The sequence below is a fragment of the Thermosyntropha tengcongensis genome (genome assembly GCF_055381335.1).
Map to the genome: position 1 here is coordinate 2,226,404 of NZ_AP042437.1, position 23,597 is coordinate 2,250,000.

At 41.7% G+C, this 23,597-nt stretch carries 22 protein-coding genes, 6 tRNA genes, 1 other RNA gene, 1 pseudogene and 1 other annotated feature (1 of these 31 cut by a window edge); all 30 genes and pseudogenes read left to right on the plus strand.

Features of this window, described 5'->3' with window-relative positions:
• Window positions 1-176: 176 nt before the first annotated feature.
• Window positions 177-1,490, plus strand: coding sequence for a chromosomal replication initiator protein DnaA (gene dnaA, locus ACZ42E_RS10850; RefSeq protein ID WP_464892334.1), 1,314 nt, complete (start codon window positions 177-179; stop codon window positions 1,488-1,490).
• A gap of 150 nt (window positions 1,491-1,640) precedes the next feature.
• Complete coding sequence (dnaN, locus tag ACZ42E_RS10855; RefSeq protein WP_464892335.1) at window positions 1,641-2,780, plus strand: DNA polymerase III subunit beta; 1,140 nt, start codon at window positions 1,641-1,643, stop codon at window positions 2,778-2,780.
• A 19-nt stretch (window positions 2,781-2,799) separates the two neighbouring features.
• A complete protein-coding gene (gene recF / locus ACZ42E_RS10860) occupies window positions 2,800-3,897 on the plus strand; it encodes a DNA replication/repair protein RecF (RefSeq protein ID WP_464892336.1) in 1,098 nt (365 codons plus the stop codon).
• Between the two features lie 13 nt (window positions 3,898-3,910).
• A complete protein-coding gene (gene remB, locus ACZ42E_RS10865) occupies window positions 3,911-4,162 on the plus strand; it encodes an extracellular matrix regulator RemB (RefSeq protein WP_464892337.1) in 252 nt (83 codons plus the stop codon).
• 3 nt (window positions 4,163-4,165) lie between these two features.
• The gene (gene gyrB / locus ACZ42E_RS10870; RefSeq protein ID WP_464892338.1) at window positions 4,166-6,067 is read left to right on the plus strand and encodes a DNA topoisomerase (ATP-hydrolyzing) subunit B; all 1,902 of its coding nucleotides are present in this window, start codon (window positions 4,166-4,168) and stop codon (window positions 6,065-6,067) included.
• A 16-nt stretch (window positions 6,068-6,083) separates the two neighbouring features.
• On the plus strand, window positions 6,084-8,522 hold the full coding sequence (gene gyrA / locus ACZ42E_RS10875) for a DNA gyrase subunit A (RefSeq protein WP_464892339.1): 2,439 nt from the start codon (window positions 6,084-6,086) through the stop codon (window positions 8,520-8,522).
• Window positions 8,523-8,634: 112 nt separating this feature from the next.
• Entirely contained in the window at window positions 8,635-9,519 is an 885-nt protein-coding gene (gene pdxS, locus ACZ42E_RS10880; RefSeq protein ID WP_464892340.1) for a pyridoxal 5'-phosphate synthase lyase subunit PdxS, read from the plus strand.
• Window positions 9,509-10,072: a pyridoxal 5'-phosphate synthase glutaminase subunit PdxT gene (gene pdxT / locus ACZ42E_RS10885; RefSeq protein ID WP_464892341.1), complete on the plus strand. Its 564-nt coding sequence runs from the start codon at window positions 9,509-9,511 to the stop codon at window positions 10,070-10,072. Before pdxS ends, pdxT begins: the two co-directional genes overlap by 11 nt.
• A 56-nt stretch (window positions 10,073-10,128) precedes the next feature.
• Window positions 10,129-10,331, plus strand: a binding site (T-box leader).
• Between the two features lie 91 nt (window positions 10,332-10,422).
• Window positions 10,423-11,577, plus strand: coding sequence for a pyridoxal-phosphate-dependent aminotransferase family protein (locus ACZ42E_RS10890; RefSeq protein ID WP_464893534.1), 1,155 nt, complete (start codon window positions 10,423-10,425; stop codon window positions 11,575-11,577).
• Window positions 11,578-11,600: 23 nt separating this feature from the next.
• On the plus strand, window positions 11,601-13,193 hold the full coding sequence (gene serA / locus ACZ42E_RS10895; protein WP_464892342.1) for a phosphoglycerate dehydrogenase: 1,593 nt from the start codon (window positions 11,601-11,603) through the stop codon (window positions 13,191-13,193).
• A 76-nt stretch (window positions 13,194-13,269) separates the two neighbouring features.
• On the plus strand, window positions 13,270-14,553 hold the full coding sequence (gene serS, locus ACZ42E_RS10900; protein ID WP_464892343.1) for a serine--tRNA ligase: 1,284 nt from the start codon (window positions 13,270-13,272) through the stop codon (window positions 14,551-14,553).
• A 75-nt stretch (window positions 14,554-14,628) separates the two neighbouring features.
• Window positions 14,629-14,718: transfer RNA gene (locus ACZ42E_RS10905), tRNA-Ser, on the plus strand.
• A 28-nt stretch (window positions 14,719-14,746) separates the two neighbouring features.
• Window positions 14,747-14,841 (plus strand) — tRNA-Ser (locus tag ACZ42E_RS10910).
• A gap of 33 nt (window positions 14,842-14,874) precedes the next feature.
• A tRNA-Arg gene (locus tag ACZ42E_RS10915) sits at window positions 14,875-14,951 on the plus strand.
• Between the two features lie 49 nt (window positions 14,952-15,000).
• A tRNA-Arg gene (locus ACZ42E_RS10920) sits at window positions 15,001-15,077 on the plus strand.
• Window positions 15,078-15,115: 38 nt separating this feature from the next.
• Window positions 15,116-15,556: pseudogene (gene tadA / locus ACZ42E_RS10925) on the plus strand (tRNA adenosine(34) deaminase TadA); the annotation flags it as partial.
• Window positions 15,540-15,633: transfer RNA gene (locus ACZ42E_RS10930), tRNA-Ser, on the plus strand. The pseudogene tadA and the gene ACZ42E_RS10930, both read left to right, overlap by 17 nt.
• Window positions 15,634-15,661: 28 nt before the next feature.
• Window positions 15,662-15,756 (plus strand) — tRNA-Ser (locus tag ACZ42E_RS10935).
• 204 nt (window positions 15,757-15,960) lie between these two features.
• Window positions 15,961-16,530: a xanthine phosphoribosyltransferase gene (locus ACZ42E_RS10940; protein WP_464892344.1), complete on the plus strand. Its 570-nt coding sequence runs from the start codon at window positions 15,961-15,963 to the stop codon at window positions 16,528-16,530.
• An 86-nt stretch (window positions 16,531-16,616) separates the two neighbouring features.
• An RNA gene (ffs, locus tag ACZ42E_RS10945) (signal recognition particle sRNA large type) lies at window positions 16,617-16,882 on the plus strand.
• Between the two features lie 122 nt (window positions 16,883-17,004).
• Window positions 17,005-18,519 carry a DNA polymerase III subunit gamma/tau gene (dnaX, locus tag ACZ42E_RS10950; protein WP_464892345.1) on the plus strand — a complete coding sequence of 505 codons (1,515 nt, stop codon included), beginning with the start codon at window positions 17,005-17,007 and terminating at the stop codon, window positions 18,517-18,519.
• Between the two features lie 13 nt (window positions 18,520-18,532).
• Entirely contained in the window at window positions 18,533-18,859 is a 327-nt protein-coding gene (locus tag ACZ42E_RS10955; RefSeq protein ID WP_464892346.1) for a YbaB/EbfC family nucleoid-associated protein, read from the plus strand.
• Between the two features lie 94 nt (window positions 18,860-18,953).
• A complete protein-coding gene (gene recR, locus ACZ42E_RS10960; RefSeq protein WP_464892347.1) occupies window positions 18,954-19,547 on the plus strand; it encodes a recombination mediator RecR in 594 nt (197 codons plus the stop codon).
• 72 nt (window positions 19,548-19,619) lie between these two features.
• Window positions 19,620-19,892, plus strand: coding sequence for a DUF2508 family protein (locus ACZ42E_RS10965; protein ID WP_464892348.1), 273 nt, complete (start codon window positions 19,620-19,622; stop codon window positions 19,890-19,892).
• A gap of 20 nt (window positions 19,893-19,912) precedes the next feature.
• Window positions 19,913-20,179 carry a pro-sigmaK processing inhibitor BofA family protein gene (locus ACZ42E_RS10970; protein WP_464892349.1) on the plus strand — a complete coding sequence of 89 codons (267 nt, stop codon included), beginning with the start codon at window positions 19,913-19,915 and terminating at the stop codon, window positions 20,177-20,179.
• Between the two features lie 210 nt (window positions 20,180-20,389).
• The gene (locus tag ACZ42E_RS10975; RefSeq protein WP_464893535.1) at window positions 20,390-21,067 is read left to right on the plus strand and encodes a hypothetical protein; all 678 of its coding nucleotides are present in this window, start codon (window positions 20,390-20,392) and stop codon (window positions 21,065-21,067) included.
• A 40-nt stretch (window positions 21,068-21,107) separates the two neighbouring features.
• Entirely contained in the window at window positions 21,108-22,196 is a 1,089-nt protein-coding gene (locus ACZ42E_RS10980) for a ferredoxin oxidoreductase (RefSeq protein WP_464892350.1), read from the plus strand.
• A 17-nt stretch (window positions 22,197-22,213) separates the two neighbouring features.
• A complete protein-coding gene (locus tag ACZ42E_RS10985; protein ID WP_464892351.1) occupies window positions 22,214-22,963 on the plus strand; it encodes a thiamine pyrophosphate-dependent enzyme in 750 nt (249 codons plus the stop codon).
• Window positions 22,964-23,545 carry a 2-oxoacid:acceptor oxidoreductase family protein gene (locus ACZ42E_RS10990; RefSeq protein WP_464892352.1) on the plus strand — a complete coding sequence of 194 codons (582 nt, stop codon included), beginning with the start codon at window positions 22,964-22,966 and terminating at the stop codon, window positions 23,543-23,545.
• Window positions 23,545-23,597, plus strand: the beginning of a protein-coding gene (locus ACZ42E_RS10995; RefSeq protein WP_464892353.1) for a 4Fe-4S dicluster domain-containing protein. The gene runs 217 nt beyond the window's last position; only the first 53 of its 270 coding nucleotides appear in the window; the start codon lies at window positions 23,545-23,547; its stop codon lies off the right edge, out of view. The genes ACZ42E_RS10990 and ACZ42E_RS10995 overlap by 1 nt, the downstream gene beginning before the upstream one ends.

Consider the following 23,597-nt stretch of genomic DNA (forward strand, 5'->3'; position numbering starts at 1 on the left):
TTCTATTTTTAACATGCATCTGGTATCATAATTATACTACATTAATAATTATAAACAAAAAACACAGTTGTTTTTCACAGGATTTTCATATATCATTGAAACTTGTCAAGATATCCACAGCTTTATAAGTACATGTAAAATATTTTTTTCCACAAATACACAGGAGGCTTCAAGAAATGTCTCAAAATACTGCCGACTTTAAAGCTATTTGGAATAAAGTCCTGGAAGAAATAAAACTGGAAATAGGGGAAATAAGTTTTGACATCTGGTTTCCTATGGCCAGGTTTATAGGCTACAGGAATAATAAGGTATATGTAAATGTCCCCAATAATCTGACTAAAGAATGGATAGAGCTCAAATATTCCGACCTCATTGAAAATAAATTCCGCTCTCTTACCGGACAAAATATAACCCTTATATTATCCACAGACAATATAATAGAAAAGGAAAACCGCAGTTCCAACCTTAATCCCAAATACACATTCGATTCTTTTGTGGTAGGCAACAGCAACCGTTTCGCTCATGCTGCCTGCTACGCGGTAGGTGAAGCACCAGCTAAAGCCTATAATCCCCTTTTCATCTACGGAGGGGTAGGCCTGGGCAAGACACACCTTATGCATGCTATAGGACATCATATATTATCCAAGTATCCGGGAATGTCAGTAATGTATGTTTCTTCCGAACAGTTCACCAATGAGCTTATAATGTCCATAAAAGATGACAATACTTCCGGTTTCAGGCAGAAATACCGCAATATTGATGTTCTGCTCATAGATGATATTCAATTCCTGGCCGGTAAGGAAAGAACCCAGGAGGAGTTTTTCCATACCTTTAATTCACTTTATGAAGCTAATAAACAGCTGGTTATCTCAAGCGACCGTCCTCCGCGCAGCATACCTACCCTGGAAGACAGGCTGCGTTCTCGCTTTGAGTGGGGGCTTATTACTGACATCCAGCCGCCGGATCTGGAAACTCGCATAGCTATTCTGCGCAAAAAAGCCCAAAATGAAAACCTGGATATCCCTTACGACGTGCTGGATTATATAGCCAACTATATAGATTCCAACATCCGCGAACTGGAAGGGGCTTTAATCCGCCTGATAGCTTATGCCACCCTGAACAATAAACCTATAAATATCAATACCGCCGCCGAAGCATTAAAAGATATACTGCCTTCACCAAGGCCAAAAAAGATAACTATCGAAAACATACAGAAAATAGTAGCTGAATATTACGGCATATCAGCAAATGAACTCTTATCTAAAAAACGCAACAAACAGCTGGTATATCCCCGGCAGATAGCCATGTACCTCTGCCGCAAACTTACTGATGCTTCCTATCCCCAAATAGGCGAACAGTTCGGCGGACGCGACCATACCACCGTGCTGCATGCCTTCGAAAAAGTAGAAAAAGACATGATGCACGACCAGGAACTCAGAAAAACAATAAATGAACTCTGCAAAAAAATTGATCCCAACCATACATCCTAAACGATTAAGTTATAAACAGGCTTATCAACTTTAAAAAAGCCAAAATAAAAGAGAAAACACGGCTTATCCACATATTAAACGCACTTACTGCTATTACTGCTGCCTTTCTTATAAAGAATAAACAAAAATAAAAGAGCGGAGGTCCAAAAGATGAAATTTATCATCGAAAAAGGCGAATTATCTACCATAACTACCCTGGTACACCGGGCAGCATCAAATAAGGCAACTATCCCAGCCCTATCAGGAATCCTCATAGAAGCAAATAAGGAAAAAGGGCTGACCATGACAGCTACCGACATGGAAATAGGTATAAAAGCATCTACCAGCCAAGTTGACATAATCGAAGAAGGAACCGTACTAGTGAATGCCCAGTACTTCTCAGATTTTATAAAACTGTTGCCAGACTCTACCGTAACAATAAGTTTAAACCGCGAAACATCCAAGCTGGACATAAACTACGGTCGCTCCACCGGCCATATAAATATATATGACAACCAGGAATATCCAGGACTCCCGGTAAAAGAAATGGAAGAAAAGATAGCCCTTCCCCAAAAAATACTGAGAGAAGCCCTGAAGAAAACAGCCTTTGCTGCTGCCCATAACCACTTCCGCCAGGTATTTACCGGAGTTCTCTTTGATATACTGGAAGGTGGAGTAGTGAAAATAGTAGCTTCTGACACTCACCGCCTCACCCAGTATACCTATATGCTGGAAGAAAAAAACTTAGAACCCATAAGCTTTATAATCCCTATCCGCACTGTAAACGAAGTGCTGAGAGTAATAGAAGACAGCGAAGATCCCATTTCCATATGTATGAGCGAAAACCATGTTGTATTCCAAAAACCGGGTTTTTTGTTAATTTCAAGGCTAATCGAAGGGCAGTATCCAAACTACAACCAGGTTATTCCGGGCAGTTTTAAAACCGAAGTCAATATAGATGCCTATAAATTTACTACTGCTCTGGAAAGAGCCAGAATAATGCCTACAGACGACAAGATAAAAATCCCGCAGGTACAAATCTATCTTAACGATAATGAGGCAGTATTTAAGACTTATTCAGAAATAATGGGAGAAATAATCGAAGTTATCGATGGGGTAGAAATAAAGGGAGAATCGCCTTTTAAGATAGTTTTCAACACCAGCTATCTCTTAGATATTGCCAAGATATATGCAGGAGAAGGAGAGACTGTAAACCTGAAATTTTCTGGAAGCTTAAGCCCTGCTTTGATAACCAATCCGGAAAAGGACAACTATCTGTATGTAATTGTGCCCTTAAGAACCAGCAACTAAAAAGCGAGATGTATAAGCCTTGAGAGTAAAGAGCCTTCTAATAAAAAACTTTCGTAATATAAAAGATATTTATATACCAGAAGAAAAAATAAACACCTTAAACATCTTCACTGGAGATAACGGCCAGGGAAAAACTAATATTCTGGAGGCCATCTATGTATTGAGCGGAAACAATTCTTTCCGCTCAAGTAATTACGAACATCTGGTAAATTACGATTCAGAATCATTCAACATCAGGGCCAGATATGTCATACAGGAAAAGGATATGGAAATAAGTCTGTCCTATCACAGAAATAAAACCAGGGAAATGCTCATAAACAAAAAGAAGGCCTTGCGCAAAAATCCCTATATTCCAAAAGTGGTATTATTCGTTCCTGATGACCTCTATCTTGTAAAAGGTTCACCAGGCAAACGCCGTCATTTTTTGGATTTTATCCTTAAGCAAATATCAGAAGAATATGCATACTTGATAGAAGAATATGGAAAAATATTAAAAAGGAGAAATTTAATCCTTAAAAATAAACCAGGAGATAATAAAACCCTGGATATAATAAACGGGATATTTATAGAAAAAAGCTGCCGGATAATCATGCAGCGCATAAATTTTGTAAACCTTCTCGAAAAAGAGGTAAAGGATATATTTTTTAAATTAAACCGGGAACCATCTGATATTAAGATAAAATATGCGCTGTCTTTTCCTATCCATGACGATAAAATAAATCTGGCCGTTTTAAGAGAGAGAATGAACGAAGAAATGACGAGAATAAAAGAGCAGGAATTTACAAGAAAAAACACCTTAATAGGCCCTCATCTTGACGACTTGAACTTTTACTACGATAATAAATTAGCGCGTTTCTTTGCTTCCCAGGGACAGCAGAGAAACCTGGTCATTGCTTTAAAAATAGCTGAGATGCAGACTTTTTACAGGATAAAAGGTTTTTATCCCCTTTTTCTCCTGGATGAAGTATTGTCTGAACTTGATTACGATAAGAGAAATCTTTTGATAAAATATTTAAGTGAGGCAAATTTTCAAACTTTTATGACGGCAGTCAATATAGACGACATTGATGCAGAGAAATCTGCCGTTTTCCATGTAGAAAACGGCAGCGTCTTGTGAAAGGGGCATCTTTATGTATGTGCATTTAGGCAATAACTATATTATTTCTGCCCGGGACATAATTGCCATAATAAATATCGAGCCACCTGTGTCGGAAGATTTGGAAGATATTATCCAGATAGCTATTAACGAAAAAAAGATAGTATATGTAGCAGGTGAAGAAAAAAAGAAATCTATGATAATATGTGATAACTGTGTTTATATATCACCCATATCTTCCACCACTATTTATAAGCGGATAGCCAATTACCATAAGGGGGTTTAAATTTTGAGCAGAAAAAACAGCAGCTACACTGCTTCTGATATCCAGGTTTTAGAAGGGCTTGAGGCAGTAAGGAAAAGACCAGGTATGTACATAGGATCTACCGGTCCTAGAGGACTTCATCACCTGGTCTTTGAAATTGTAGACAACAGTATTGATGAAGCTGTAGACGGCCACTGCAACTATATAAAAGTAATCATCCATAAAGACAACAGTGTAACGGTAATAGACAATGGAAGAGGTATTCCAGTAGATATTCATCCCCTGATGGGAAAATCTGCCCTGGAAGTCATTATGACTACCTTGCATTCAGGTGGCAAATTCAGCGGTACCAACTACAGCACCTCGGGAGGTCTGCATGGAGTAGGCCTTTCGGTAGTAAATGCCCTGTCCAAGAAAATGAAAGTTACAGTAAAGAGAAATGGAAAAATATATGAACAGGATTATAAGCGGGGCAAACCTCTAAATGAAGTACATGAAACAGGCACTGCCGAGGATACTGGAACTATTATTCATTTTCTGCCTGATGACCAGATTTTTGAAGAAACCGTCTTTGATAAAGAGATAATAATTCAGCGCCTGCGCGAGCTTGCATTTTTAAACCGGGGAATCACCATAGAGTTTGTAGACGAAAGGGAAGATTATGTAAGGACATTTCAATACAGCGACGGGCTTAAAGATTTTGTAGCCTATTTAAACAAGAACAAAGAAGTTATAAATGATGAGATTATATTTTTTGAAGAAAAAAGGGAAGATGTCTATGTGAAAGTAGCTATCCAGTACAACACGGGCTATAATGACAGCATATATTCTTTTGTAAACAATATCCGCACAGAAGAGGGAGGAACCCACGAACTGGGCTTTAAAAACGGATTAACCAGGGTTATCAACGATTACGCCCGCAAGAATGGGATTTTAAAAGAAAATGAGGCTAATCTTTCCGGGGAAGACATAAGGGAAGGAATAGTAGCCGTTATTCTGGTGCTGGTAAAAGAGCCCCAGTTTGAGGGACAGACCAAAACCAAGCTTGGCAACACCCAGGTGCGGACAATCGTGGAAAATGTAGTTTATGAAAATGTGGAAGACTATCTTAATCACCATCCTTCTATTGCCAGAAAGATAATTGAAAAGGCAGTCACTGCCCGCAGGGCCCGGGAAGCAGCCAAAAAAGCCCGTGAATTGACCAGGCGCAAAAGTGCCCTGGAAATAACCTCCCTGCCGGGGAAACTTGCTGACTGCAGCAACAAAAATCCAGCGGAAAGCGAGTTATTTATTGTCGAGGGTGATTCGGCTGGCGGTTCTGCCAAACAGGGAAGGGATAGAAACAATCAGGCCATACTCCCTTTGAGGGGCAAGATACTTAATGTGCAAAAATCACGATTGGACAAGGTTTTGTCTAATGAGGAAATAAAAGCCCTTATTACCGCTATTGGCACAGGAATAGACGATGATTTTGACATAAAAAAAGCGCGCTACCACAAGATTTTTATCATGACTGACGCTGATGTAGACGGATCTCATATAAGGGTGCTCCTTTTGACTTTCTTCTACCGGTATATGAGAGAACTTATAAAACAGGGGTATATCTATATTGCCCAGCCTCCCCTTTATGGAGCCAAAAGGGGCAATGAAATACACTATTTTCATTCCGAAGAAGAACTGCAGGAGTTTCTCAAGAAATCGGACAAAAAATGGTCAATTCAGAGGTATAAAGGTTTGGGGGAAATGGATCCCGAACAGCTTTGGGAAACTACCATGAATCCTGAAAAGAGGACTGTTCTCAAGGTTACCATTGAAGATGCCATAGAGGCAGACCGTATATTCTCTGATCTGATGGGAGAAGATGTAGAGCCCAGGCGTGAGTTTATACAGGCTAATGCCCGGTATGTGACTAATCTGGATATATAAAGCGGGGTGAAAAATATTGCCACAGGAAAGCCTTTTTGAAAGGGTAATACCAGTTGATATAGAAAAAGAAGTAAAAAAATCGTTCCTGGAATATTCCATGAGCGTCATTGTATCCCGCGCTATTCCTGATTTTCGGGATGGTTTAAAGCCGGTGCACCGGCGTATTTTATATGCCCTTTATGACCAGGGCATGACCCATGACAAGCCACATAAAAAATCAGCCCACATTGTAGGGGAAGTAATGGGTAAATACCATCCCCACGGAGACGCAGCCATTTATGAGACTATGGTAAAAATGGCCCAGGATTTTGTCATGCGCTATCCTTTAATTGACGGCCACGGCAATTTCGGTTCCATTGACGGTGATTCCGCTGCTGCCATGCGTTATACGGAAAGCCGCATGTCCAGGATTGCCCTGGAGATGTTAAGGGATATAGAAAAAGATACCGTAGACTTCAGGCCCAATTATGATGATTCCCGGCTGGAGCCCCAGGTTCTCCCGGCCAGAATACCTAATCTTCTTATAAATGGCTCTTCCGGGATAGCTGTCGGTATGGCCACCAATATACCTCCCCACAACTTGAGTGAAGTGGTGGAAGGTATAAAACTGGTTATAGATAATCCCGATGTATCAATTGAAGAGATAATGAAAAAGATAAAAGGCCCTGATTTCCCGACCGCCGGAATAATTATGGGGGATAAAGGCATAAAGGACGCTTACCGCACCGGTAGGGGAAGTATAAAGATAAGGGCCCGCTACACTATTGAGGAGAAAAAAGGCGGCAAAAACGCTATTGTTATAACTGAAATCCCCTATCAGGTAAATAAAGCAAGATTGGTGGAAAAAATAGCCGAACTGGTAAGAGATAAAAAGATAGACGGCATTGTTGACCTCAGGGATGAATCTAACCGCCAGGGGATACGTATAGTCATAGAAGTCAAGAAAGATGCTAATGCTAATGTTATAGTAAACAAGCTTTTTAAACATACCCAGCTGGAAGAGAGCTTTGGCATCATAATGCTGGGGCTTAAAAACGGGGAACCCAAGATATTAAACCTTAAAGAAATAATAGAGTATTATTTGGAACACCGGCGGGAAGTAATAGAAAGAAGAACCAGATTTGACCTGAAAAAAGCAGAAGAACGGCTGCATATAGTGGAAGGCCTGCTCAAAGCCCTTGATTATCTGGACAAAATTATTGAAATTATAAGAAGCAGCAAAGACCGGGAAGAGGCTAAAAACAACCTCATAGAAAATTTTGGCTTTACTGAAGTGCAGGCCAATGCCATTTTGGATATGCGCCTGGTACAGCTTACCAATTTAGAAAGGGGTAAGCTCAAAGAGGAATATGACGAACTCAAAGCCAGGATAGCCGACTATGAAGACATACTGTCCCGCCCGGAAAGGGTAAATGCCATAATAAAAGAAGATCTGGATGATATTAAAGAAAAATATGGCGATGAGAGAAGAACGGAGATATGTTACCAGACGAGCGACTACAAGGTGGAAGACTTGATTGAAGACAGTGAAGTGGTAATAACACTGAGCAACCGCGGCTATATAAAAAGGCAGCCCCTTGATGTGTATAAAGCCCAGAAGAGAGGCGGGAAAGGTATAACCGCAGCTGCTACCCGTACGGAAGATTTCGCAAGTCACGTAATAGTTACCAGTGTTCTCAATGATATTCTGTTTTTTACCAATCAGGGGCGTGTATTTTCCTGCAAGGCGTATCAGATACAGGAAGCATCCAGGCAGGCCAAGGGTATGCCACTTATAAATTATATAGATGTCAAAGGTGATGAAAGGGTAACTACCATTGTGGCAGCCAGGGATTTAAACAGCAAGACTTATCTTGTTATGGTTACCAAACATGGTATTATTAAAAAACTTCCTCTTTCTGCTCTGGCCAACATAAGGAGAAATGGCATCATTGCCATAAACCTGCATGATGGTGATGAACTGGTAGGGGTAGTAAGGGTAAAAGAAGAGGAAAAAATAATGCTGGCTACCGCCCAGGGGATGTCCATAATATTTGGCGAAGAAAAGGTGCGCCCGATGGGAAGGACAGCAGCAGGAGTAAAGGCTATAAGCCTTGATCCGGATGATTATGTGGTAGGTATCGATAAATACCGCGAAAATGCTTATGCTCTTTTTGTTACCGAAAAAGGATATGGCAAACGTACGGAACTTGCTGAATTCAGAGTGCAGAACCGAGGAGGAAAGGGGCTTAAATCTATAGCCGTAAATAATAAAAACGGACTCCTGGTAGCTTTCAAGATAGTAACCGAAGGCGAAGAATTGATGATTCTAACAGAAGAAGGGCATATAATCCGTCTGGAAACCGAAGATATATCTGTTCAGAAGCGCTATTCCCGGGGTGTGCTTCTTATGCGCCTTAATGAAAATGACCGGGTGGCAAGTTTGGCCAGGTTTAGAGTGGAGAAGGAAGAATAATAATATTTTTTTATGACTACCATTTTAAAAAAAATTTACACTATAATTATATTTTAGTATAAAATTGCAACATGCTATTTTGGTTAAGGAATTTGTATAGGAGGCTAAAAAAATGATAGAGAAAGGAACCTTTACGGTAAAAGCAGGTTTGGCACAGATGTTAAAAGGCGGAGTTATTATGGATGTAACTACTCCCGAACAGGCTAAAATAGCAGAAAAAGCCGGGGCGTGCGCAGTTATGGCCTTGGAAAGGGTTCCTGCTGATATAAGGGCAGCAGGAGGAATAGCCAGGATGGCTGATCCGTCTGTTATAAAAAGGATAATGGATGCTGTTACTATACCGGTTATGGCTAAATGCCGCATAGGACATTTTGTAGAAGCCCAGATACTGGAAGCATTAGGGGTAGATTATATAGATGAGAGTGAAGTTTTAACTCCTGCTGATGATAAGTATCATGTGAACAAGCATATGTTTAAGGTTCCCTTTGTTTGTGGGGCAAGAAATCTGGGAGAAGCCTTGCGCCGCATAGGGGAAGGGGCTGCCATGATCAGGACTAAAGGCGAACCTGGTACCGGTAATGTAGTAGAAGCCGTAAGGCATATAAGACAGGTAAATGATGAAATAAGATGGGTATGTAATCTGCCTGATGATGAACTTATGACTGCTGCCAAAGAATTGCAGGCTCCTTATGAACTGGTGGTAGAAGTTAAAAGATTAGGCCGCCTTCCGGTAGTAAACTTTGCTGCAGGTGGAATAGCTACCCCAGCGGATGCTGCTCTCATGATGCAGCTCGGATGTGACGGCATATTCGTAGGATCCGGCATATTCAAGTCAGGTGATCCTATGAAGAGGGCCAGAGCTATAGTGGCAGCTACTACCTACTATAACGATCCGCAGGTGCTGGCAGAAATATCAGAAGATCTGGGTGAACCTATGGTAGGTATTGACATAAGTACAATAAGACCAGAAGAAAGGATGCAGGATCGTGGCTGGTAAAAAAATAGGGGTTTTGGCTCTGCAGGGAGCATTTATTGAGCATGAGGCCTGTCTTAAAAAATGTGGAGTTGAGGCAGTGCAGATAAGAAAAGCAGAAGAGATGGATGATATAGATGGACTTATCATTCCGGGAGGAGAAAGTACCACTATCGGCCGTTTGATGAGAGAGTACGGCATTGATGCTAAAATACTCAAAAGGGTACAGGAAGGAATGCCGGTTTGGGGTACCTGTGCCGGCATGATACTGCTGGCCAAAGAACTTGACCAGGACGAGCCGTGGCTCAAACTTATGGATATAAAGGTAAAGCGCAATGCTTATGGAAGACAGGTGGACAGTTTTGAAACCGAACTTGATATAAAAGGTGTTGGTAAAATAAGAGGGGTTTTTATAAGGGCTCCTTATGTAGAAAAGGTATGGGGAGAAGCAGAAGTATTATGTGTACATGATGATAAAATAGTTATGGTAAAACAGGGAAAGCTTCTGGCTACTTCTTTCCATCCCGAACTTACAGATGATTTAAGATTGCACAAATATTTTGTAGAATTATGTTAGTAAAATCTTGCTAAAGAATAAAATATATAATATAATTTTAGTCAAACTAAATATAGATAAAAGCGGTGAACGGGAATAGTAGAATTGATAGCTGGTCAAGAGAGCTGGTGGATGGTGCGAACCAGTGCAGCGTCAATTTGAATCCACCCCGGGAGCAGGCTGTTAAAAGCAGTACCGGTAATACCGTTATAATCTATGAGGTGGACACATTTTGTGTCAATTAGGGTGGCAACGCGGGAAACAGTCTCTCGTCCCTTATATGGGATAGAGAGGCTTTTTTATATATAGAAATAAGTGTATACAGGGATTAATGTTTTTTATAATGTGTTTGATGAAGGAGGTATTTTTTGATGACAGGAGAACAGTACCTGCTGCTTCCTGGGCCTACTCCTCTGCCGAACAGGATTATAAGAGCTATGGGAAGACCCCTTATTAACCATCGGGGGCCTGAGTTTAGGGAAATTCTGCTGGAAGTGACTGAAGGGGTAAAAGAGATTTACCGGACTAAACATCATGTTCTTATCTATCCTTCTTCAGGTACAGGAGGGTTAGAAGCAGCAGTAGTAAACTTTATTTCACCGGGAGATAGAGTTCTGGCTGTTTCTATAGGAGTTTTCGGCGACCGTTTTGCAGCTATTGCCAGCAATTTTGGAGCTAAGGTAGAAAAGATTGACTTCCCCTGGGGAGAAGCTGCTGATCCTTCTATCATAGGGGAAAGGCTTAAGAAAGATGTAAATGGGGAAATAAAAGCAGTGCTTATTACCCACAATGAGACTTCTACCTGTGTTTTCAACGATCTTAAGGCTATCAAAGAGGCAGCTGGCGATCACCCCGCTTTATTCCTGGTAGATGCAGTAAGCGGCTTGGCTGCCGTGGACCTTAGGATGGATGAATGGGGAATAGATGTAGCTGTAAGTGGATCGCAGAAAGCTTTCATGGTTCCGCCAGGCCTTGCCTTTTTAGCTTTTAATGACAGGGCTTATGCAGCCTATAAAAAATCTAAAGCTCCCAAGTTTTACTGGGATATAGATTTGGGCCTGGAATATCTTGAAAAAGGACAGAATCCGGTTACTCCTCCTATATCTATATACTACGGCATGCAGGAAGCTCTGCGCATGATGAAGGAAGAGGGATTGGAAAATATTTTAAAAAGGCACCGCAATTATCGGGATATGGTAAGAAAAAGCATAAAAGCCATGGGCTTAAAACTGCTGGCTGATGATAAAAATGCCTCTACAGCAGGAACTGCAGTTATCGCTCCGGAAAATATTGGTGCCAATAAGATTCGCCAGTATATGCTGGAAAAATTTAATATAGTCCTGGCTGGAGGGCAGCAGAGCCTTAATGATGTTATTTTCCGCATAGGGCATCTTGGATATGTAAGGGAACTTGATCTTTTAGCAGTTATAGCAGCTTTGGAAATAACATTAAAGGAACTGGGATTTGATCTGGATATGGGTCAAGGGGTTAAAACTGCCCAGCAATTTGTACTAGATAATTACTAAAGATAAAGAAAGGGGAGTTGAAGGTGGAGAGGAAAAAGGTTCTTATAAGCGAGCGCATTGCCGAAGAAGGGGTAGAGCTTTTAAAGAAGGAGCTGGATGTTGATTATCGTGATGGGATATCGAGAGAAGAACTTTTGGAAATAATAGACCAGTATGATGCCCTTATAGTAAGAAGTGTCACAAAAGTTGATGAAGAGCTCGTAAAGAGAGGGAAGAGATTAAAAATAGTAGGCCGGGCTGGCAACGGGGTAGATAATATCGATGTTGATGTATGTACCCGCTATGGTGTAATAGTAGCCAATACCCCGGACAGCAATACTATATCAGCAGCTGAACAGACTATTGCCCTTATGCTGGCTGCTGCACGCAAAACCGCATGGGCCAACAACTATCTTAAAAGCGGGGTATGGGACCGCAAACCTTTCCGCGGTATTGAGCTTTATGGAAAAACCGTGGGCATAGTAGGTTTGGGCCGTATAGGTTCTATGGTAGCCACCCGTCTTAAATCTTTTAATATGCGGGTTATAGCTTATGACCCTTATATATCTGATGAACGGTTTGAACGTTTTGGCGCGGAAAAGAAAGAAACCCTGGAGGAACTGGTAAGGGAAGCAGATATTATAACTGTCCACACTCCGCGTAATGAAGAGACTATGCACATGATTGACGAAAAAGTGCTGAGCCTGGCCAAAGACGGGGTAGGGATAGTCAACTGTGCCAGAGGGGGAATAATAAAAGAAACAGCCATCATAGCCGGATTGGAAAGCGGGAAAATAGCTTTTGCCGGGCTGGATGTCTTTGAAAAAGAGCCTATTACCGAAAGCCCTCTGTTTAAATTTAATAATGTGGTGGTAACCCCTCACCTGGGTGCTGATACTTACGAAGCCCAGAAAAGGGTGGGAGAAGATATTGCCATTCAGGTTATAAAGGCGTTAAAAGGGGAGATAGTTCCCAATGTAGTAAATCTTCCCACCATGCTTAAAGAGGAATTAGACTACCTGCGGCCTTATATAACCCTGGCTGAGAAAATGGGAAGTATTTACTATCAGCTGGAAAGGAATCCTATAACCAGGATTGATATAACTTACAGCGGGCCTATAACCAAAAATGAAACTGAAATACTGACTATTGCTTTATTAAAAGGGATTTTATCTCCGGTTATGGAAGAAAAGGTTAATTATGTTAATGCCCGGCTTATGGCTCAGGATCGCGGTATAAAGATTTATGAGCACAAGGAAGAACAGACTAATAAGCGCTACAAAAACCTGATAAATGTAAAAATATTTACTGACCGCTGTGCCCTGGATATAACCGGTACCATATCACGGGCTAAAAATCCTCTCTTGGTAGAAATAAACGGCTATGAAACTGAGACCGAACTGGGCGGTATAGTTTTGATGGTAGAAAATGAAGATAGGCCCAGAGTTATAGGACCTTTTGCCACTATTCTGGGGGATTATGGAATAAACATAGCTTCCATGAAAGTTGCCCGCCGCACCAAGGGAGAAAAGGCTATTATGCTGATAAATGTGGATAATGAGGTAAGTGAAGAAGTCATGGAAGTGCTTGCCAAATCGGATGGCATAATGAGCAAACCTAAACTTCTGCGTTTTTAAACAGCTATTAAATAAAGGAAAAGCCTGGCTTTTCCTTTATTTAACTTTAAAAGCCTATAATTAAGGGGGTCTTTATATGTTGGATGCCAGAGTGATCAGAGCTAATCCGGAGAAAGTGGAAAGGGAGCTGGAGAAAAGAAACATAAAAGGGGCTTTAAAAGAATTTTTAGCTTTGGATGAGGAAAGAAGAGATGTTTTATCTAAAGTGGAAGAATTAAGGAATTTCCGCAATTCAGCTTCCAAAGAGGTAGGAGAACTGAAAAAGCAAGGCAAAGACCCGCAGGATTTAATGGAAAGAGTAAGGAAAGTAGGGGAAGAAATAAAAGAACTGGAGGAAAAACTTAACCGTATTGAAGAAGAAATAGAAAATATTCTGTTAAGAATTCCTAATCTTCCGCATGAATCAGTACCAGTAGGAGAAGACGAAAGGTTTAATGTAGAAGTAAGGAGATGGGGGGAACCCCGCAAGTTTGACTTTGAACCTAAAGCCCACTGGGATTTGGGTGTAGAACTGGATATACTTGATTTTGAAAGGGCTGCCAAGCTTTCCGGAGCCAGATTTACTGTATATAAAGGAATGGGGGCCAGGTTAGAAAGGGCTATAATAAACTTTTTCCTGGATGTGCATACAGGAGAACACGGATATAAAGAAATACTGCCTCCTTTTATGGTAAACGCGCACTGTATGTTAGGGACCGGACAGCTTCCCAAATTTGCGGAAGACATGTTTAAAGTGGAAGGAAGAGAAATGTACCTGGTTCCCACCGCAGAAGTACCCCTTACCAACCTGCACCGGGAAGAAATTCTGGATGACAAAGATTTGCCCATGTATTTCACGGCTTATACCCCGTGTTTTAGAGCTGAAGCAGGTTCGCACGGCCGGGATACCCGGGGAGTTATAAGGCAGCATCAGTTTAACAAGGTAGAATTAGTAAAGATAACCAGGCCGGAAGAATCTTATGAAGAACTAGAAAAAATGACCAGGGATGCCGAAAGGGTTCTGCAGCTCTTAGGGCTTCCTTACCGGGTAGTTCTTCTCTGCACAGGAGATATGGGATTTTCAGCAGCCAAGACTTATGATATTGAAGTATGGCTGCCCAGCTATAATGAATATAAGGAAATATCGTCCTGTTCGAACTGTGAAGATTTTCAGGCACGCAGAGCAAATATAAGGTACCGTCCATCTCCCAAAGAAAAGCCGCGCTATGTTCATACCTTGAACGGGTCAGGGGTGGCGGTAGGGCGTACGCTGGCTGCCATACTGGAAAATTACCAGCAGGAAGATGGTTCGGTGCTGATACCGGAAGTGCTGGTTCCGTATATGGGTGGAATAAAAGTGATAAAAAGGAATGATTTATAAAGAGATGTTTGGTTGACAAGGGGAAACTGGTATGCTATACTATCCCTTGCATTGGATAAAAAAAGTCCTCTGCATGGAGGGGTGTCCGAGCGGTTTAAGGAGGCGGTCTTGAAAACCGTTGAACCTTTACGGGTTCCGTGGGTTCGAATCCCACCTCCTCCGCCAGTTAGCACCACTTTATGCATAGATATACGGAGAGATGGCCGAGTAGGCTGAAGGCGCTCGCCTGCTAAGCGAGTACATGGGCTAAAACCTGTGTCGCGGGTTCGAATCCCGCTCTCTCCGCCATTATTTTGTTAAAAAGGTTTTAGATATAAATAAGCGCCCGTAGCTCAGTTGGATAGAGTAACAGACTACGAATCTGGAGGTCGCAGGTTCGAATCCTGCCGGGCGCGCCATGTATTTATAAAAAGCAAATGGTTATTTTTTATTTCATAAATATTTCAGGCGCCCGTAGCTCAGGAGGATAGAGCAGCGGTTTCCTAAACCGCGTGCCAGGGGTTCGAGTCCCTTCGGGCGCACCATATGGCGGTGAATCCCTATAAACCGGGATATTTTATATATGCGCCTGGCTCTGGCATTGGCTAAAAAAGCTTATTTTTTGGGTGAAGTACCGGTAGGTGCAGTTGCCGTATGCGATGATGAGATAATAGCCTGGGCGTATAATGAAAAAGAGATGCAGAATGATGCTACTGCTCATGCTGAGATGCTGGCCTTGAAGAGAGCTGCCTCTTACTTAAAGAGGTGGCGGCTTACTGATGTGACATTATACTGCACTTTAGAGCCCTGTCCTATGTGTGCAGGAGCTATGGTGAATGCAAGGCTGGGAAGGTTGGTATTCGGGGCCAGGGACCCCAAGGCAGGAGCAGCAGGGTCAGTTCTTGAAATTGTCAGATATCCGCTGCTGAATCATCAGGTGGAGACCTGTGAGGGGATACTTAGGGAAGAATGCGCAGAACTTTTAAGCTCATTCTTCGCGGATTTGAGGAGAGATGGCCGAGTTGGTCGAAGGCGCTCGACTCGAAATCGAGTAGACGGCTAAAAACCGTCTCGTGAGTTCGAATCTCACTCTCTCCGCCAGAAAAAGAAAAACTTTATATATATTTACGGAGAGGTGGCTGAGTTGGCTGAAGGCGCTCGATTGGAAATCGAGTACACGGGCTAAAACCTGTGTCGCGGGTTCGAATCCCGCCCTCTCCGCCAGTTAGGAAAAAGCACGGGAGATTTCCCGTGTTTTATTTTAATTGCTGGCATAGAGTAATTTAATACATGATTATAGGGAAAAATAAAGCAGGTTAGGGTTTAGTTATCAGGTGCAGCAAAAAGTGTTTGTCTAAAGAGGGGATATGTTTTAAAATAAATGTTATTCATACCAGTTTAAAAAAGTATATAGGGGTTATGAGGATTATGGAACTTTTAAAGCGCAAGATTTTGGAAGAAGGCGAAGTTATAGGAGAAGATATACTGAAGGTGGATTCTTTTCTGAACCACCAGCTGGATATAGAGTTTTTGAATGAAGTGGGAAAAGAGTTCTGGTACCGGTTTAAAGATGAAAAAGTTACCCGCATATTGACTATCGAGTCTTCCGGGATTGCCATCGCTGCCATAACTGCTCAGTATTTTAAAGTTCCCGTAGTCTTTGCCAAGAAAAATATTTCCCGCAATCTGGATACTGAAATATATACCAGTGAAGTTTTTTCTTTTACTAAAGGCACCACTTATCAGATAAAGGTGGCTAAAAAATATATTACTGAACAAGATCGTATATTGATAATTGATGATTTTTTGGCTAATGGAAGGGCTGTTTTAGGGCTTAAAGATATAATCGAACAAGCCGGGGCTTATCTGGTAGGTGTAGGTATTGTTATTGAAAAAGGTTTTCAGCAGGGAGGAAAGACTTTAAGAGAAAAGGGAGTAAATTTACATTCTCTGGCCATAGTTGATTCCATGAAAGATGGCAAAATAGTCTTCAGGTAAATGTCTGCTGGCAAAAAAAGGATTAGCCTTGCAATAGATGATTAAAAAAGGTACAATAGATGAGCAGAAAGTAGAAATAAGCTATGCCGTGCTAGACGGGGAATTAGCGGTGCCCTGTAACCTGCAACCCGCTATAGCAGGGTCGAATTCCTGAGCTGAGGGTTTATCCTGTGAGGTCTGGCCAGGACAAGTGGTGTAGAAGTCTGGGTCCTGCGCAATAAGACACCTTGAACCGTGTCAGGTCCGGGAGGAAGCAGCACTAAGAGGTTTATCTTATGTGCCGCGGGGTAGCCTGGATGGAGCTAACTGTTCTGGTAACGCTCGGGGGATATTCTCGAAGCCAGGTGCACGGCATTTTATTTAAAAATGAAAACCGTTTCGACTTTTTAAGCCAGGATAGGTAGCAGGTAAAAGACCTGCTATTTTTACTATATAGGATGATTAGCTGTCTTTATTTGATGAGGGGGTAAAAAGATGGCTTATTTAGCTTTGTACCGTGTTCATCGTCCGCAAAGATTTGAGGAAGTGGTAGGACAGGACAAAATAGTGAAGGCTCTTAAAAATGCTTTATCAGAAAACAGATTATCCCATGCTTATCTTTTTGCTGGCCCCCGGGGAACCGGCAAAACCAGTATAGCCAAAATTATTGCCAAGGCAGTAAATTGCGAAAATTTGAAGGATGGAGAGCCGTGTAACGAATGCCATGCCTGCAGGGATATCAATAATGGCACTTTTATGGATGTAGTAGAAATAGATGCGGCATCTAACCGAGGAATAGATGAGATTCGTGACTTGCGGGAAAAAGTAAGGATTTTGCCTGCCCAGGGCAAGAGGAAAGTTTACATAATTGATGAAGTCCATATGCTTACTACCGAGGCTTTTAATGCCCTTTTAAAAACCCTGGAAGAACCTCCTCATCATGTAATGTTTATACTGGCTACTACTGAACCGCAGAAAATACCAGCTACTATAAAATCAAGGTGCCAGGTTTATTATTTCCGCCGGCTTACCCTGGAGGAGATTGCTGAAAGGCTTAAAAAGGTAGCTGAAGCTTATGGTTTGGAAATGGAGGAAGAAGCCCTGTTTTTGATGGCCCGCCGGGCTAATGGGGGTTTAAGAGATGCTTTGAGCATTATGGATCAGATATATGCTTATAAGGAAGGTAAAATAACCAAAAAAGATGTGGTAGATGTTCTGGGTATTGTTGATGATGTTTTTTTGGCCCGGCTTTTAAATGCGGTTTTAGAAAGGGATACCAGAGGCGTAATCGAAATGCTGGGACAGGCATTAAACGAAGGCAAGGAAGCCCAGCAGCTGGCTAGGGAAACGGTCTTTTATCTGCGGGATCTTTTGATTTATAAGAATCTGGGGAGAAATGCAGATTTTTATGTGGTAGAAGAGGAGAACCTCAAATTTTTGGAAGAACAAAAGGGAAAAGTTAATCAGGATTCTTTGCTCAAAGCTTTGCGCATGATGATGAATATGGTAGAACGGCTGAGGTTTAGCGAAGGAAATAAATTTTTGCTGGAAATGGCTTTTTTGGAGATGATGGATGTTTTATGTCCTGAAACAGGAAATATTCTGGAAAAAGAAGATGCCGTGATAAAAGAAAAAAGGACTGTTTCTAAAAATATAAAGGCCCAAAAAAGAGAAGCATCCGGAGATGAAGGGGAGAAAGCCTTGTGGCAGAAAATTTTGGCCGGGGTTAAGGAGAAAAAGATACCTACCCATGCCCTTCTGTCCCAGGGTAAATTTATAGGTATAAAAGATGATGTTATATATATCGGTTTTAGAAAAGGGTATAAATTTCATAAAGAACGGATGGAAGAGAGAGGAAATCGGGAGATATTGGAAGAAGTATTAGAGAAGATTTTTAAAAGGCCTTTGGAAATACAGTTTATTTTTCTTGATGATGACCAATATAATGATATTATGGTGAAAAAAGCGATAGAATATTTTGGGGAAGATATAGTGCAAATCAAAGATTAAGGAGGAAGATAAAATGGTTTTTAATCCCGGTGGAGCATCATTAAGCAAGATGATGAAAGAAGCCAAAAAAGTACAGGAAAGGATAGCGAAATTGCAGGAAGAGCTGGAAAGTAAGATTGTAGAGGCTTCAGCAGGTGGAGGAGCTGTACAGGTTAAAGTGAACGGCAAACAGCAGCTGGTAGAGATAAAAATAAGCAAGGAAGCGGTAGACCCAGAAGATATAGAAATGCTGGAAGATATGATTATGGCTGCTGTTAATGAAGGGCTAAAATCAGCTCAGGAGATGGTATCGGAAGAAATGGCCAAGATAACAGGAGGCTTGAATATACCAGGGTTATAAAAATAGGGTTAACGCTGACAGAAAAGGTTTAAAAAAAGAAGGTTATCTGTCAGCGTTAAATTTTGTTTAAGGTGGTAAGGAGGAAAATCAGATCATGAAATTCGCACGTCCTTTAGAGAAACTTATAGATGAACTGCAGAAGCTTCCCACTATCGGACCTAAAACTGCCCAGAGGCTTGCCTTATACATACTTAAGTCTCCGGAAGAGGAAGTGAAAAAACTGGCCCAGGCTATTATAGATGCCAAGTCCAAAGTATTTCCCTGTTCCCGCTGTGGTTATTTGACTGATGTTGATCCCTGCGTGATATGCCAGGATGAAAAAAGGGATAGAAGCATATTGTGTGTGGCAGAAGAAGCGAGTGATATTATAGCTATTGAACGTACAGGTTTTAGAGGACAATATTTTGTGCTCAACAAGGATTTTAATCTTATGGGAAATGATGACCTTACTGCTTTGAATATAAAACCTCTGGAAGAAAAACTGAAAACAGGAGAAGTAAAGGAGGTTATTCTGGCCCTGAATCCGGATATTGACGGAGAGGTTTTATCCCGTTTTTTGGCGGGAGTCGCAGAAAAATATGGAGTAAAAGTTACTAAACTGGCTCATGGAATTCCCGTGGGAGGGTACATAGAATTTGCGGATGAAATAACTTTGCGGCGCGCTATAGAAGGGCGTCGGGAAATTTAGCATAAAAATGGGAAATCCGGCATAGGATGGAGTGAAGGGAACTTTACCTTTTATGCCGGGAGGATTATATTTATGCTTTTCCGTTCCTGTTTGAAAAACCTGCTGGCCAGATTGTTCTGGCTGAAAAAAGATGTTCCCTTAAGCCTCCCTTCTGAACAGGAGATGCTTGAAAGGGCTAAATCTGAGCTTGACTGTGCATATAATATTTTGTCCAATATAGAAGAACCGGATATGCTGGATTGGGCTATCTTCAATCTGCGGGCTGCGGAAGAAAAATATAACTTTATTTTGCGCCGTATAAAGGGGAAAAAATACTGTAATTCTTCAAAAGCGGGGAGCATATAGATTAAGGGGAGGGGTCAGGGGTGGAAACGTTAAATGTAGTGATGGCAGCGGTTTTTCTTTTGATTATTATATATATAATTGCTCAGGTGGTTTTAAAACCGGTAAAGATATTATGGAAGCTGCTTATTAATTCTGTTTTGGGCTTGTTTTTGCTTATTGTCACCAACTACATAGGAGCCTTTTTCTCTTTTAAAATAGCCATAAATATTTTAACTGTGCTGATAGCCGGATTTTTAGGTATTCCCGGGGTTTTACTCCTGGTTTGTTTTCAGATGTTGCTTAAATAAGGGATTTTAAGGATAAAGACAGCCGTTCCCGCTATGAAAAGGGTACGGTTTTTTTATTTTGAGAGATAATATTAAGATACAGTTAACCCTGTGTAAAAAATGTATATCCTATTTAAAGGAGGCTTTATAAATATTGACGCATAATTTACAATTAATTTATACTGAAACAAAATATTTATATATTAATTAATATTCTATACCGTATTGGAGGTGCTCATTTTTACCTGCATAGATAAAGTAGTAGAAGCATTTATAGGGGAATATGCGAGCGGCAAGAGTGAAATAGCCATAAACCGGGCAGTAGAACTGAAAAGAGAGGGAAGGAAGGTTACTCTGGTAGACCTGGATACGGTAGAACCTTTTTATACATTAAGGCCTATAAAAAAGAAGCTGGAAGCAATGGGGCTTAAGGTAATCGGCCAATCCAGGGAGGATTCTTTTGGACTGGGAGAAACAGGGGCTATGCTTAATCCAGAAGCCAGGTGGGCGCTTTTGAACGAGGGGGATATTATCCTGGATGTAGGTTATGGTGTATATGGGGCGCGCACTTTAAACCTGGTGGAAGGGGCTTATGAATCTCCTTATCTAAGGATAATAGCGGTAGTAAATTATACCAGGCCCATGACCGGTTCTCTTTTAAGGATTAAGGAATATATAAAAGAACTGGGAAGGGTGGATGCCATAGTAGCCAATACCCATCTGGGAGATGAAACTACTCCTGAACTAATAAGGGAAGGAAACAGGGTAATAATAAAGGCAGCTGATGAACTTGGCTTGCCCGTAGATTATATGGCAGTTGATCAAAAGTTCAGGGGCAGAGAAGATTTTACTGATTTAGGGGTCAAGGTTAAATTTATAGAAAGATATATGCCGGGTGCCATGTGGTAGGGAAATTTATTTATTTATTTTTAGGAGGTGCGTTGGATAAATGCAGAAAGTAATAGAAAAATCCGGCAAGGCTTTTCTAACAGGGAATGAGGCTGCTTGCTGGGGAGCCCTGGCAGCTGGGGCTGAGATTATGTTTGGTTATCCTATAACTCCGCAGAATGAAATTATGCATTACTGGACCAGACTGGCCCCTAAATATGGGAAAAGTTTTCTGCAGACCGAAGATGAAATTTCAGCCGGTTTTACTGTTTGCGGAGCTGTTCAGGCAGGCAAGAAAGCTTTTACAGCTACAGCTGGTCCTGGCAATACTTTGATGCAGGAGCCTTTCAGCATGGCGGAGGCTATGCGACTTCCTCTGGTGGCTATTATTCAGCAGCGCGGAGGGCCTTCTTCAGGTACGGTAATTTACTCCCAGCAGGAAGTAACCCTTACCACCTTTGGAGGCAATGGAGAGGGTCATCGCATAGTTTATTCTACTGCTTCTCACCAGGAAATATATGATTATGTAATAAAAGCTTTTAATACGGCCTGGAAGTACCGTTTTCCCACCTTTGTTTTAGGGGATGGCTATCAGGCCAAGATGCGGGAGCCTCTGGTGATGTATGATCCGGAAGAAAGAGGTATAGAATTGGTGAAGACTTATCCGCTGGTAGGTTTGGAAGGGAAAATAGGAGAAGGAAGAGAACCCCAGCATTTATGCAATATATACAGCATGGAAGAAGAGCTTTATGAGGTGGTAATGAAATTTGCCTCGGAATATGAGGCTATAATTCCCGAAGTAGTGGAGTATGAAGAAAAGAACTGCGACGATGCTGAGATATTGATACTTGCTCATGGAGTAGTGTCCAGAGCTGCTGATGATGCGGTAAAGGCATTAAGAGCTCAGGGTATAAAGGCAGGTTATTTCAGGCCTATAACTTTACGCCCTTTTCCGGCCAAACAGCTGAGGGAAGTTATAGCTAAAAGCGGAGCCAAGAAAATGCTGATAGCGGAATCTGCCTACGGACAGTTTGACCGCCTGGTAAAACAGGAAATATATGGAGAAACCATCCCCATATACAACCTGTTCATGCCCGGAGTAGGCATCATTGATTATGACATTATCAATAAGGTAAAAAGCATACTTTAATTAAGGAGGGGAAAAGGATGGTTTTACCAGCAACTCCAAAATCCTGGTATTTGCCGACCAAGCCGCATAAGTTCTGCCCTGGCTGTGGCCACGGCATTGTGCTTAAGGCTCTGGGAGAAGCTATAGATGAACTTGAAATACAGGACCGGGTAGTATTCGGATGTGATATAGGATGTTCCCTGCTTTCATGGAATTTCTTCGCATGTGACAGTGTCCAGACCCATCATGGACGCACTACGCCGGTTATGGTGGGGATAAAAAGGGCACGTCCTGAACTCATTACTATCGGTTATATGGGAGATGGCGGGGGATATTCGATCGGTTCCCAGCACCTTTTGAATGCTGCGGTGCGCAATGAAAAAATTACGGTTATCCTGGTAAACAACACCAATTATGGTATGACTGGGGGACAGATGGCGCCTACCACTTTGCCTGGACAAAAGACGGAAACCACCCCTTATGGAAGAGATCCTGAAGCTACCGGTTATCCGACCAAAGGACCGGAATTTGTGGCAGCACTTACTTCTGAGGGAGCTTATGTAGCAAGGGGAACCGTTTCTAAATATAAACAGCTGAAAAGGTTTATCAAAAATGCGTTGAAAAACCAGATGGAAGGCAATGGATTCTCTTTTGTGGAAGCACTTTCTACCTGTCCTACCAACTGGAGGACTAATGCCCAGCAGACCTGGAGCTTTTTGGAAGATGAGATGGAAAAATATTTCCCGATAGGGGAATTCAAAAGTCCCTTTGGAAAGGGGGAAAAATAGGTGGGATTGATAAAGGTTGCCCTAGCTGGTGAAGGTGGGCAGGGCGTACAGGTAGTGGCGGAGATACTGGCAGAAGCTGCCTATGAAGAACAGAAACAGGCTATATATATACCGAATTTTGGTGTAGAACAAAGAGGTGGAGTATCCATAGCCTTTTTGCAGGTAAGTGAAGAAAGGATTGGGGCTCCCAAGTTTAACAAGGCAGATGTGGTGATCGCTTTAAGCAAGAGGGCAGTTTCCCGTACAGCCAGATATTCGGATGGAAGCACTATATTCGTATATGACAGCAGTTTTACCCCTGATGAAGAAGAACTGCCGAAAGAGGCCAAAAAAATAGTAGGCTTGCCGGCGCTGGATACCGCCAGCCGCGAATTGCACCCGCGGGTATTTAATATGATAATCATGGGAGCAGTTATAGGATTTACTAATATAGTAAGTCTTGGTTCAGCTAAATACGCTTTGGAAAAGAAGCTGGGAGCCAAATTTGAAAAAGACCCTAAATTAAGAGAGCTTAACCACAAGGCTCTGGAAATGGGATGGAATATGGCACAGGAAGCCATTAAGGAAGAGGTGGCAAAATAATGGGTAAACAGATAGAAGGGATAAAATTTACTTTAGCCAAGGCTAATTTCTA